The sequence below is a fragment of the Bradyrhizobium sp. LTSP885 genome (assembly GCF_000938305.1).
In the GTDB taxonomy this organism is placed as follows: Bacteria; Pseudomonadota; Alphaproteobacteria; order Rhizobiales; family Xanthobacteraceae; genus Bradyrhizobium.
The window spans coordinates 214139-226868 of the sequence record NZ_JYMT01000035.1; the positions used below are offsets into that span (position 1 = coordinate 214139).

Genomic DNA, 12730 nt, shown 5'->3' on the forward strand with positions numbered 1-12730 from the left:
CTATTGCCTGTCATGCGGAGCCTGCCGCTCCGCGCGTTTCGTTATCCGGAAGTGGCGGATCGCGGTTCGACCGCCTTGCCGTAGGGCACGTTCCGTCCGCCGTAACGGCGCACACGAATGTTCGCCTGCTCGCCGTGCCCGACAAATCCTTCGAGAGCGCATAGTCGGCTGCAATATTCGCCGATCATCGCCGAGGCAGCATCGGTGGTGACCCGTTGGTACGTGCAGGTCTTGAGGAACTTCCCGACCCAAAGCCCGCCGGTGTAGTTTGCGGCCTTCATGGTCGGCAGCGTATGATTGGTCCCGATCACCTTGTCGCCGAACGCAACGTTGGTGCGCGGCCCAAGAAACAGCGCGCCGTAGTTGGTCATGTTGTCGAGGAAGTAGTTGGGATCCTTCGTCATGACCTGGACGTGCTCGGAGGAGATTTCGTCCGCGATCTTCACCATCTCGTCGTAGCTGTCGGCGACGATGACTTCGCCGTAGTCTTCCCAGGACTTGCGGGCAATTTCGGCGGTCGGCAGGATCTGAAGGATTCGTTCGATCTCGGCCATCGTGTCGCGCGCCAGTGCTGCCGAATTCGTCAGCAGGATTGCCGGCGAGTTGGGGCCATGTTCCGCCTGGCCGAGCAGATCCGTGGCGCAAATCTCGCCGTCCACGCTCTCGTCCGCGATCACTAGGGTTTCGGTCGGCCCGGCGAAGAGGTCGATGCCGACGCGACCAAACAGTTGGCGCTTGGCATCCGCCACGAACGCGTTCCCCGGCCCGACCAGCATGTTTACCGACGCGATGGTCTCGGTGCCGATCGCCATCGCCCCGACGGCCTGGATGCCGCCCAGACAGTAGATCTCGTCAGCTCCAGCTAGATGTTGCGCGGCGACGATGGCCGGCGCCGGTTTGCCGTGAAATGGGGGCGCACAGGTAATGACCCGAGCGACACCGGCGACCTTGGCCGTGAGGACCGACATGTGCGCCGAAGCGAGGAGCGGATACTTGCCTCCGGGTACGTAACATCCGACGGCGTTGATGGGGATGTTTTTGTGACCCAGCACGACGCCGGGCAACGTCTCCACCTCCACGTCCTTCATGCTGTCGCGTTGAATCTGCGCGAAGTTGCGGACCTGCTCCTGCGCGAAGCGGATATCGTCGAGATCGCGCTGGGACATCTCGGAGAGGCAGTCACCGATCTCCTTTTTGGTCAGGCGGTAGTCCTTGCGGTCCCACTTGTCGAACTTTATCGAGAGCTCGCGCACGGCCGCATCGCCTTTGGTCGCGATGTCCGACAGGATGCCTTCGACCGTCGTACGTACCTTCGCGTCGTCTTCCGCGCGCAAGGCCGCGTCGCGTCCGCGCTTCAAATGTTGAGCCATGATCCGTCTCCTGCTTCGGAAATCACTTGACCGGGATGATCGGCAAGAGGAGGTAGTTTTCGCCACCTCCGCCGATATGGATGCGCGTCTCTCCGTTGAAGCGATCCATCGTGCGGTCGCGCGGATCGTCGTGCAGGAAGGGGCCGCAGCCGGTGAACTCGTTCTTCATGTTGGAGAGCCGGCCGCCGCTGCCACCGGAGTAGACGTAGTCACGACCGCGCACGCTCAAACCGACGCGGTAGCCCTTGGGGACGACGATGCAGGTCGGCCAAAGCTCGATATCGAGTTCGTAGGTCTTGCCGGGTTCGAGGGGCTGCACCTCATTATGAGGATGGTACGGCCGATAGGGCAGGCTCTTGGCCGGATCGAGCTTCCGGTGAGAGGCGCGAAGCCATCCTTGTGCGATCGGTGTATGCGGATCGAGCGCGCCCCGGAACGCGATTTCCTTCATGTCTGGCGCGAAGAGCCGCACGACCAGGAACAGATCAGCGTCTGTCGTGCTTGAAGACACCTGAAGCCGCGCTGCGATCGGCCCTGTGATCTCCGTCTCCGATTCCATCGGATCGGTCAGGAACGTGACGCCGTCGCCGAGAGCCCGGAAAGCGATGTCGATTGAGCCGCCCGGTTCTGCTTGCGCGAGGCCATAGGCTTCGCTTTGCAGGTGGAATTTCGTCCACTGCGTGCGCGGAATCGGCCACGCCTCCTCGAAACGTTGGACGAACTTCTCGCCGGGGCTGCGAACCTGCAACTGCACTTTGGGCTGCTTGTCCCAGCCGTTATCTTCGCCCTTCAGAAAATAGTCGAAGAACCGGCGTTGCAATTCGACGCCATAGTCCGTGTAGAAGTGGGTCCAGTGCTCGATGCCGTGCACCTCGAGCCACTTCTGCTCTGAGGCGGCGTTGACGAAACCCTCGAAGTTGCCGCGCGGATGGAGGCCCTGGCCTCCCCAATTACCCGCGGAAAGCAACGGCACCTTGACCTTCGACAGGTCAGCCGACCGCTCGCGGTGGTAGTCGTCGTCGAGCGGATGTTCGAACAGTTCGCGCCACATGTCGATGCGATTGGCGCCGAGTTCCTCGTCCGTCAGCGTGGGCGGGCCCGAAACCAGCTCACCATTGAGCCGGCTCTTGTGGCCGCGCGTGCCGAGCCCATGCTGCACGACTTTCAACTGCATGTCGTACCAGTTCTGGGCGAAGGTGCAGTAGATGCCGCCGTGATAGATGTAATCGCGGTAGTGGTCGGTCATCCCCTCCCACAGGCAGATGGCCGCCAGATGTTTCGGCTGAAGCCCGGCGACTTGCCATTGGTTGATCGCATAATACGAGATGCCGTTCAGTCCGACCTTGCCGTTCGACCACGGCTGCACCCCGCCCCACTCAATGCAGGCCGCGTAATCCCTGGTCTCGCGAGAGGCGCGAGGATCCATCACGCCCGGTGAACGGCCCGCGCCACGGCTGTCGACGCGCACGACCACATAACCGTGCGGCACCCATTTTTCGGGATCGACGACCTCCCAAGCTTGGTAGCGGTTGCTGCTGTTGGCGAGCACATCGGGAAACTCATCGACCATCTTTCGCCAGGCGGTGACGTAGCCGTCCTCGAAGTGAAGCAGCTTGGCATAGGGGCCGTAGCTCATGATCACCGGATAGCGCTCCTCGGCGATGGGCCGGTACACGTCGGCGCGAAGCGCCAGGCCATCGTCCATCGGAAGCGGCACATCCCAGTCGATGCGCATGCCGTCGCGGGTTTCGCTGCGGATCGGGCCGGCGAGTTCGGGCGTGGCGATGATCTGCTGGTTCATAGGAATTTCCTCCAATGCGACGCGGGCTGGCCGGGACGAGATCGGCCTCTTGCGGGCGATTTCCGCAGCATCATGAGCCAAAAATTTGGGGCGTCAACATTTATTTGGGTAAAACTATATAATTTGGAAATTATTATCAACTTTGGGAATCGAAGCCGCTGGCGTAAGGGTGAGCAATGCGCAAGTTGATGGACAACCAGAAGACCCAAGCCGAGACATTGGCGAACGCCATTCGTCAGGAAATCGTCAGAGGTGTGCTCAAACCCGGCGATCGTCTCGGCATGGTCGCGCTTCAGGAGCGGTACGAGACCGGGATTAGTCCTTTGCGCGAGGCGCTCTCGCGGCTGACCACGCTGGGATTGGTCACGGCCGAAGGACAGCGGGGATTCCGCGTCGCCCAGGTTTCCGCGACCGACCTCATGGATCTGATGAAGACGATGGTCTGGGTGGAGACCACGGCGCTGCGCGCGGCGATCGCGCACGGCGACCGCGACTGGGAAGCTGAGATCGTCGCATCCGCCCATCGGCTCGGGATCAATGATCGCGGCCAAAGCGATGCGCGCTTTTTCGATGAGAAGTGGGAGGAGAATCATCGACTGTTTCACCGATCGCTTGTCGCGGCTTGCAGGGCGCCACGTCTGTTGGACTACCGAGCCCATCTCTATGAGAACGTCGATCGCTATCGCCGGCTATCGGCCTTCTATGAGCGCGGGACGCGGGACGTTGACGGTGAACACAGGGCGATTGTCGACGCGGTCTTGCGTCGCAACGCCAGCGAAGCGGCAACTCTCGCGGAAGCACACCTTCTCGAAACGACCCGCAATCTTATGAGCAACGATCCTGAAACGGCCGACAGTGTCGACGAACAAATGGACAGACTCACCGCAGAGATTGCCGCTGGCCAAGGCGCTCTTTCGCGACCACTCCCGACAGCCGCGCAAGCGCCAAGAGCCAAGCGCGGTGCGCTCGTTACTCCGGAAACGGGCTCCTGAACAGCTTCGCGAATCCTGGGTGCAAAGGTGCGCGCCGCGGGATAGAGCTTCGCGTGTCCTCGCTCAGCTAAATCGCCCATTCCGTTCGGCACGGGATTCCCTCGCGCGGTTTGGCACCATTCTTATCGGCGAACGGTAAGTCATTCGGTGAGGCCGGCAATCTTGATTCGAACAATCAAGTTGCTCGATAAATGATCTCCCATCCGCTCGAACGAGACGTCAAGCACCTCCCGGTCTTTTCAACCCAGTGCCGAACGTGTTGGTCATGGAAACGTGATGAACAGTCCGAAGCTGGGCGACCAAGCCACGCAAACTGAAGTCCTGCTTGGTTCTCTCGCCTGAAATCGCCTTTTGCGATGGCGATCCACCGAACCTTGCCATCGGGCGAGACTCGATTGTTCGAATCAAGATTGCGAGCCTTATCGAACGGCCTACGGTTATTTGACAAGAAGGTTACAAAAATCGCTGGAGGAGCCGAGTGGCGAATGGAGTCCCCAACGGGCGATGGTATCGGATCGTCCCGATCCTGATCGTGCTGAACTGCATCTCCTACATGGACCGCTACAACATCGGCTATGCGATCGCGGGCGGCCTCGCGCCTGATCTCGGGGTCAGCGCAAACTACGGGGGAATTGCGGCCGGCGTCTTTTTCTGGGGCTATTTGGTCTTTCAATTTCCCGGCGGCCACCTGGCGGAGCGGGGCTACGCAAAGATCTTCATCGCCGTGGCGCTCGTCATCTGGAGCGTTCTGACGATCAGCACAGCATTCGTCCGCACGGGTCCTGAACTTATGGCCGTCAGATTCCTGGTCGGCCTCGCGGAAGGAGGAGTCTTCCCAGCGATCTATACCATTCTCGGGAACTGGTTTCCTGCACGGGAATCTGGCCGCGCCAGCGCCCTCTTCATTACCAATACTGCCATCGCTTCGCTGATTTCGGGACCGCTCGCCGGTTACATCCTGTCTGTCTATGACTGGCGGGCGCTCTTCGTCGTCGAGGGCTTGATGTCGCTCGCCTTCGCGATGATCTGGATTCCCTTGATGAGCGAAACACCGGCTTCCGCGCGATGGCTTTCGTCAGCAGAACGGGACTATCTCAAGACTGAATTCGCGAAGGACGAGCAACAGGCGGGCGATCGGCCCACCGCCCGTATCAATATCCTGGGACTCATACGTGATCGCAACCTGTGGATCCTGAGCGCCGCTTATCTCTGCTATCACATCGCCAATGGTGGCTATGTCGTCTGGCTACCGAGCATCATGAAGGCGGTCACGAAACAGGGAATCGGCATCGTCGGCGTTCTGACGGTCACGCCGTTCGTCCTGTCCTTCGTAGGACTCTACGTCTTCGGCACGCTGTCGGACAAGTCTCAGAACCGGCGAAGATACATCGTCGTTACGATGTTGGGATTCGCGCTGTGTTTCTCCGCGGCTGCAGCATTGTCCGACCGTGGATGGTTGTCATTCTGCCTGTTATCGGCAAGCGGGCTATTCTTGAAACCGACCATTAGCCTATTCTGGACGCTGCCGAAGGTGATCTTCGGAAAAGATACGGTGGGCGGCGCTCGCGGCATCATCAATGGGATCGGCAATCTTGGGGGCTTCTTCGGCCCTGCGATCATCGGATTCGCATCGACCTATGCCGGCGGCTTCGAGACCGGCGTCTACATCCTCTCTGGCTTTCTCTGCCTTGGGGCCGTCCTCATGTCGCTCCTGCCGGGGATCGTTTCTGGACGAAAGGAGCATGTCGTTCCGGTATCCCAAGCAATCCCCTTGCCCAACATGAAAAACGCATGATGATCGATCGATCCCATTCCCGGAAGATTCCGTACGCGGCGATCGTTTTCGTCTCTCTCGGCATCGCGCCAGCCTTAGGACAACCCATGGACTTAAACTCGGCCAGCGTCAGTGAACTTCTCGCAGAGCAGGTTGCTGGTCGCCTGACCTGTACCGAGATCGCGCAACATGTGAACGCACGGATTGCGGCTGTGAACCCAGGCCTGAAGGCCTTTATCACCGTCAATCCGAAGCTCGAAGAACAGGCAAGAGCGCTCGAGGAAGAACGGCAGCGCGGATCCCTTCGTCCCCTCCACTGCATTCCAGTGGCGATCAAGGACAATTTCAACACGAAGGATTTGCCGACGACCGGTGGTTCAGTTCTGCTGGCGAAGATGACACCGAGCGAAGACGCCGCGGCGGTTGATAAATTGCGAGCAGCAGGCGCCCTGATCGTTGGCAAAACCAATCTCGACGAGCTTGCCGTGGCAGGCAGCACGATCAGCTCGCTTGGCGGACAGACGCTTAATCCCTACGACCAATCAAGGTTCGCGGCCGGCTCCAGCGGCGGATCCGCCGTCGCGGTCGCGACAGGCATGGCGACGCTTGCAATCGGGACCGAGACAGTGAACTCGCTTCGGAATGCAGCCAACTCGGCTGGCGTCGTGGGCATTCGTCCGACGCACGGGCTGGTGAGCCGCGCGGGCGTCATTCCCTTGTCGACCACCATGGACGTCGTCGGCGGTTTTGGACGGACCGTCGCCGATGCCTCTACGCTTCTGTCGATCCTGGTCGGCCGGGATCCCGTCGATCCGGCAACGAGCGCGGTCGAGGGGCTTGCCAGCCCGATCATCTCGCATCCAGAAAAAGCGAACCTTGTTGGAAAGCGGATCGGCGTCCTTCGCAACCTGATGGGCCGCGGGCCCGAACATCAGGCGGTCAATGCCGTGTTCGACGCTGCCATCGCCAAAGCGAAGGCGGCCGGAATCGAGATCGTCGTGATCGAAGATCAGGTCTTCGATTCGGAAAAGAGTTATGCGAGCCTCAACGTCTCCAACTACGAGTTCAAGCCCCTCTTCGAACGCTATCTCGCAAGCCTGCCGGACTCGCCTATCAAAACGTTGCACGATTATGTCGCGCCCGGGAAATATCCCGCAACGATGGAGAGCTTTCTTTCGAATGCCACGAAATGGAAGGCGCCGCTCGATAGCGACAAGTATTTCGAACTCATGTCCAACATCCTGTCCTTCCGCCGCAAGACACTGGACTTGATGCGGCAGGACCGTCTCGACGCCCTCGCCTACCCGATGCAAAAGCGGGCGTCGCTCAAGCTGACGGAAGCGCCGCGGCCGGAACGCAACGGAATCTTCGCCTCGGCGCTTGGCTTCCCCGCCGTGGACTTGCCCGCAGGCTTCACGCCCCCCGACGCGGCCGCACCGATCGGCGTCCCCGTCGGCATTGATCTCATGGGTATGCCATTCCAGGACGCATCGTTGATTTCATTGGCTGCGGGACTCGAACAGATCCTTAAGGCCAACAGGGCTCCAGGACTCTAATCGCCATGCTCGACAACCAGCCTATAACGCGCCCTCGGGCGGATAAGCGCGGGAAGCGCATATTGCTCGAGGACATGAGCCATCCATCCGACGAGGCGCGAGGTCGTAAAAATGATCTCCGCGAGCTCTACGGGCAAGGCAAGGACGTGAACCATCGCGGCCATCGCGAAATCGTTCTTCGGAAGCTTTCCCGTCTCCTTGACGACCTGTGCGATCAAGTCGTCCACCACCGCCATCCTCGCCGCAAGATGCGGCCGGCTGCCGAGCCCGTCGAGAAGGGTGCGGGCCCGTGGGTCGCCCTGCGGGTAGAGCTGGTGTCCAAAGCCGGTCATTACCGCTCCGGCTTGAGGTGGTTGGTAGTGGCCGGTCACTGCGTAACGCTCGATGATGTCCAACGCCGCCCGAAAGTCGGCATGACGGCTTCCCATCGTGGCGCAGACGCCGGCCAGAACGGCGGCATACGGATTAGCACAGGTCGACGCCACGCAACGCACGGCGAAGGTCGAAGTGTTGAGCTCGTGGTCGGCGTGCAGGACAAGAGCCGCCTTAATCAGATCGACGTCGCCTTGACCAACACCGTAGCGCGCTGCCAGCCGCTCATGCACCGCGACACGGCCGTCGGGCGAACCCGTTCCGATCGCGGCCGCAGTCTGAAAAATATGCGACGCGTGATGCAGCACGTCGGAGTTGGGCCAGAATGCACGAGAGGGGTGCGCGGCCGCCTCCTGCACAAGCCATCCGCAAAACCCCGTCCTGAACGGGCCGGACGGGATCTCCGCGAGCACACCTGTTTCGAGCCTTGCAGTTGGAAGTCCCCACAACAAGGCGGCGACGGTCTCCAGATCCACCTGCGAGGCAAGCTCTGCAGCGTCGTGTCCGTGAAAGAGCAGACGTCCATCCTCAACGGTCGAAATGCCGCTTTCGAGTACGGGAAGACCAAAATCCAGGGATGCGATCGCAACCCGGTCCGGCCGTTTCCCCCGGTCGCGGCGCGAGATGAACGCTTGAATTTCTTGGACGCCAAAGAGGCTCGTGCCGGTGTCCGGATCCTCGGTGCGGCCCAGCTTTCCTCGGCTGACATAGGAGTAAAGCGACGCGATCGAAATGCCCAGCATCTCGGCCGCTTTCTTCGCGTCGACGAGTTGTGCCGGAGCTGGATGATCTGAACTGATCGGTACCTTACTGCCAGTCGCCATCAAAGGAGCATACGGCGTGTCAATCGATTTGAATACCCTAGGAGTTCCCGTGACGAACGCAAAGCCGAAGTCGGAAATCCGCATTAAAGACGTCGAATTGCACTCGATTGCGGCAACGAACGCGTCAAACTGGACCTTCATGCGCATATCGTCTGATCAAAACCTGTCCGGTTGGGGCGAGGTGACGCTTCGTTCCCACGAAGGGATTATGCTAGCGGTTCTGGATCAGCTACGAGGTCATCTCATCGGCAAGACGGGGGACGAGCTGGGTAGGCTGCGCCATGCGTTGCCATCGCTCCCCAGTGGTCGTGCCGGAAACGCGGTCCTGAGCGGGATTGACCAATGCCTCTTTGACCTCGAAGCGCAGGCTGCCGGAGTTCCGTTACATCGACTACTCTCGGACCGCCCACCTCACGCTTTGAAGGCCTACGCCACTGTCAACCGGAGCATCCGCGAGCGGACGCCTGGTGGCTTTGCTGAAGCGACGAAGGCTGCGGCAGCAGCTGGCTTTGGTGGCATCAAGATCATGCCGTTTGATCGGGTCCTGCCTCATACGGTTCGTACGGTCGAAGGACGGCAGGAATTTGCGCGAGCCGTCGAAAGGATCGCGGCCGTTCGAGATGCGCTCCCACGCACGACAGATCTCATGGTTGACTGTCACTGGCGGCTTGATGAAACCGCCGCGATTGACTTCATCAACGAAGTCGCGGCGTTCAAACTGACATGGATCGAGTGCCCCGTTCCGGAATCGGCCATGTGGCACGAAGCCATCGGCCGGCTCCGCGAGAGAGCGAATGCGAAAGATATGGCTCTTGCAGGAGGCGAGAGTGCCGTCGGGACGGCGGGCTTCGCGCCCCTGATCGAAGCGGGCCTCTACGACGTCGTCATGCCCGACATCAAATATTGCGGCGGCCACCGGGAGTTCGTTGCGATTTGCGATCAGGCGGCGCGCAGCGGCGTTACCATCTCTCCGCACAATCCCTCCGGCCCAGTCGCGCACGCCCACACCGTGCACGTATGTACGGCCGTTGGTCTCACTGCAGCTGTCGAGCAGCAGTTCGATGAATCCCCACTATTTGACGGTTGCATGGCTTCTCCGGCCCCGACGTTGTCCGGCGGCCGCTTCGAATGTTCGAAAGCGCCCGGCCTGGGCGCTGCCGTCGACCTATCGGTGGTGGAGTTGCACCCGCTGCGGCCTATACCCTTCAACGCAGCCGACCCGAGCTTCGGATAAGAGGCCTCGCAATGAACAGTAACTCAGTAGAGCCGGTCTGGCCGACAGGCTATGTCATCAATCCGCGCCAAGGATTGAACCACGACATCGTCGAGGCGTTTCGGCCTATTCCCGTGCCTGTCCTCGGTGATTGCCTCGGGCGACATGTCGGCGCGATCGGTCTGAAACCCTATCACGGCGATCTGAGCCAGGCACTCTGCGGGCCAGCGCTGACGGTACGGGTTCGCCCAGGCGACAATCTCATGCTTCACAAAGCAATGTTGATGGCCGACCCCGGTGACATCATCGTGGTCGACGATGCGGGCGATACCACGCAGGCGCTGATTGGTGTCAATCGGCGTTCAAATTTGACCCCGCATCGGCGTCCAATTTTGACCCCTTTGGGCGACGGGTTTTGGCGGTAGCGCTCGCGCCGTCGGAGCTGGTCGGGGTTGCGGAGACGGTGCGAGCGCGGGTTGCGTGATCGTCGTCGCGGCTCTTGAAGCGCCAACTGTCGTTGCCGGTCTCGACGATATCGCAATGGTGAGTCAGACGATCGAGCAGCGCGGTGGTCATCTTTGCGTCGCCAAATACGCTGGGCCATTCCCCGAAGGATAGGTTGGTGGTGACGACGATCGACGTGCGCTCGTAGAGCCGGCTGACGAGATGGAACAGTAGCTGGCCGCCGGATTGAGCAAACGGAAGGTAGCCGAGTTCGTCGAGGACAATGAAGTCCATCCGGGTCAGATGCTCGGCGATGCGACCCTGCCGTCCATTGCGGGTCTCGATCTCCAGGCGATTGACGAGGTCGACTACGTTGTAGAAGCGGCCGCGGGCACCAGATCGGATGCAGCTTCTGGCGATGGCGATGGCCATATGTGTTTTGCCGGTGCCGGTACCGCCGACCAGGACGGCGTTACGTTGCTGGGCGATGAAGCCGCCGCCGGCGAGATCATTGACCAGCGTCTGGTTGATAGGAGTGCCCTCGAACTGGAAGTCCTCAAGGTCCTTGGCCAGCGGCAGTTTGGCGATGGTGAGCTGGTACTTGATCGAGCGCGCCTGCTTCTCGTTGATCTCGGCGTTGAGCAGGTCGCCGACAATGCGTTGAGGTTCGTGCTGGCGTTTGACAGCGGTCGCCATGATCTCATCGAAGGCGGCCTTCATGCCGTAGAGCTTGAGCTCGCTCATGAGGTCGAACAGTTGAGTACGTTCCATCAGATGGTTCTCCTGAGGTTGTCGTAACGGGCACAGTCGGCGATCGGGGCATGGCGCAATGTCAGCGCAGCCGGGGTGAGGATGTTGGCCGGTGGCGCAGGATCACGCTGGCGGGCCAGGATGTTGAGCACGACATCGGCGGAATGAACGCCGTGAGTGATCGCCTCGGCGCAGGCGGCTTCGACGGCCGGCAAGCCGTCGGTCAGAACTGCGTTGAGGATGTCGACCATCTGCCGATTGCCATCGTCGGCGCTGGCGAGCTTGCGCCGTACACGTTCGATCGCGGCCGGCAGTACCCAGTCCTTGAAGGGAGCGCCGTTGCGCAAGGCACCGGGTTTGCGAGCCAGCACCGGCACGTAATGCCAGGGATCGTAGACGGTATCGCCGCGGCCGAACGAGCGAGCATGCTCGGCAACGATGCGCCCGTCCTGGCGGATCACAATGCGGTCGGCGTAGGCGTGAACCTCGACAGGCCGCCCGACAGCGCTGGCCGTGACCGAGTATTTGTTGTTGTCGAAACGCACCAGACAGGTCTTCGAGACCGACGCCGGCACCGCGTGGAATCCGTCGAACCGGCCGGCATAGGGAACGAGCTTCGGTCGCTCAGCTTCGAACACCTCCCAGACCGTCTGTTCGATCAGTTCCGGATGCCGGTGCGCTTTGGCGTAGGCGATGCACTTGTCCAACAGCCACGCGTTCAACTCGTTGAGGGTTTTGAACCGCAGCCGTGGCGTGAAGAAGCGCTCCCGGACAAGTCCGACCTGGTTCTCGACCTGACCCTTCTCCCAGCCCGACGCTGGCGTGCAGGCAACCGGATCGACCAGGTAGTGGCTGCACATCTGCATGAAGCGGCGATTGTAGAGACGCCCTTTGCCGACGAAGATGGTCTCCACCGCCGTCTTCATGTTGTCGTAGATGCCGCGTCCGCAGGTGCCCTTGAACAGAGCAAATGCCCGGTCGTGGGCGTCGAACACCATCTCCTGTGTCTCGCGCGGATAGCACCGCACAAACAGCATCCGGCTGTGACAGAGCCGGACATGGGCGGCCTTCACGATCACCGTTACGCCATTGAGCAGGACGACCTCGTGGCTCCAGTCGAACTGATAGGCTTCCCCAGGCGCAAAGCTCAGCGGGACATAGGCTGCAGCCGTCGATTGCCCACGCTCTTGGCTCCACCGCCTGGCGTAACGCCGAACGGTATCGTAACCGCCATCATAGCCGCGCCCGCGCAGCTCTTCGAAGATCCGGATCAACGTCAACTGTTCGCGAGCAGCCTTAGCTGCGTTCCCCGCAAGCAATCCGTCGAGCTCCGCTGCCCATCGTCCCAGCTTCGGCCGCGGTTGGACAACACGCTCGTACTCGAATGAGGTCTCTCCCGACCTCAGCACCTTCCGGACCGTGTTCCGCGACACCTTCAGGTCCCGGGCGATCTCCTTGATCGTCTTGCCCTTGATGAAGTGTTCGCGCCGTATCCGGGCAATTGTCTCCACGACCAGCATCCCCGACCACCTGCTTCATTACAAAGCAGGCAGCGCAACAGACCAACCTGTAGGGGGTCAATTTTGGACGCCGATCCCCCGGCTTAGGGGGTCAATATTGCAGGCCGAATGACA

At 60.9% G+C, this 12730-nt stretch carries 9 protein-coding genes and 1 pseudogene; 5 read left to right on the forward strand and 5 right to left on the reverse strand.

Annotated elements, in window-relative coordinates; all coding sequences use genetic code 11:
* Window positions 1–41: 41 nt before the first annotated feature.
* Window positions 42–1370: a histidinol dehydrogenase gene (hisD, locus tag UP09_RS22520; RefSeq protein WP_044540450.1), complete on the reverse strand. Its 1329-nt coding sequence runs from the start codon at window positions 1368–1370 to the stop codon at window positions 42–44.
* Between the two features lie 22 nt (window positions 1371–1392).
* On the reverse strand, window positions 1393–3171 hold the full coding sequence (locus tag UP09_RS22525; RefSeq protein ID WP_245302132.1) for a CocE/NonD family hydrolase: 1779 nt from the start codon (window positions 3169–3171) through the stop codon (window positions 1393–1395).
* A gap of 176 nt (window positions 3172–3347) precedes the next feature.
* On the opposite strand from UP09_RS22525, the gene UP09_RS22530 reads away from it, so the two are divergent.
* From UP09_RS22530 to UP09_RS22540, 3 genes are all read left to right on the forward strand, one after another.
* Window positions 3348–4163 (forward strand): FCD domain-containing protein, encoded by an 816-nt coding sequence (locus UP09_RS22530; RefSeq protein WP_052833178.1) that lies wholly within the window; start codon window positions 3348–3350, stop codon window positions 4161–4163.
* A gap of 478 nt (window positions 4164–4641) precedes the next feature.
* On the forward strand, window positions 4642–5958 hold the full coding sequence (locus UP09_RS22535) for an MFS transporter (protein ID WP_044540451.1): 1317 nt from the start codon (window positions 4642–4644) through the stop codon (window positions 5956–5958).
* On the forward strand, window positions 5955–7493 hold the full coding sequence (locus UP09_RS22540) for an amidase (protein ID WP_082070239.1): 1539 nt from the start codon (window positions 5955–5957) through the stop codon (window positions 7491–7493). Before UP09_RS22535 ends, UP09_RS22540 begins: the two co-directional genes overlap by 4 nt.
* Here UP09_RS22540 and UP09_RS22545 read toward each other — a convergent pair.
* Window positions 7490–8773 carry a citrate/2-methylcitrate synthase gene (locus UP09_RS22545; RefSeq protein ID WP_197082721.1) on the reverse strand — a complete coding sequence of 428 codons (1284 nt, stop codon included), beginning with the start codon at window positions 8771–8773 and terminating at the stop codon, window positions 7490–7492. The two genes, UP09_RS22540 and UP09_RS22545, sit on opposite strands and share 4 nt — an antisense overlap.
* Here UP09_RS22545 and UP09_RS22550 point away from each other — a divergent pair.
* Together UP09_RS22550 and UP09_RS37085 are read left to right on the forward strand one after the other, a co-directional pair.
* Window positions 8739–9923 carry a mandelate racemase/muconate lactonizing enzyme family protein gene (locus tag UP09_RS22550; RefSeq protein WP_156164724.1) on the forward strand — a complete coding sequence of 395 codons (1185 nt, stop codon included), beginning with the start codon at window positions 8739–8741 and terminating at the stop codon, window positions 9921–9923. The two genes, UP09_RS22545 and UP09_RS22550, sit on opposite strands and share 35 nt — an antisense overlap.
* An 11-nt stretch (window positions 9924–9934) precedes the next feature.
* Window positions 9935–10327 (forward strand): RraA family protein, encoded by a 393-nt coding sequence (locus UP09_RS37085; RefSeq protein WP_082070240.1) that lies wholly within the window; start codon window positions 9935–9937, stop codon window positions 10325–10327.
* Here the strand turns inward: UP09_RS37085 and istB are convergent.
* Window positions 10254–11117, reverse strand: coding sequence for an IS21-like element helper ATPase IstB (gene istB / locus UP09_RS22560; RefSeq protein WP_044536175.1), 864 nt, complete (start codon window positions 11115–11117; stop codon window positions 10254–10256). The genes UP09_RS37085 and istB overlap by 74 nt on opposite strands.
* A pseudogene (gene istA, locus UP09_RS22565) lies at window positions 11047–12616 on the reverse strand (IS21 family transposase). The gene istB and the pseudogene istA overlap by 71 nt, the downstream one beginning before the upstream one ends.
* Window positions 12617–12730 lie beyond the last annotated feature (114 nt).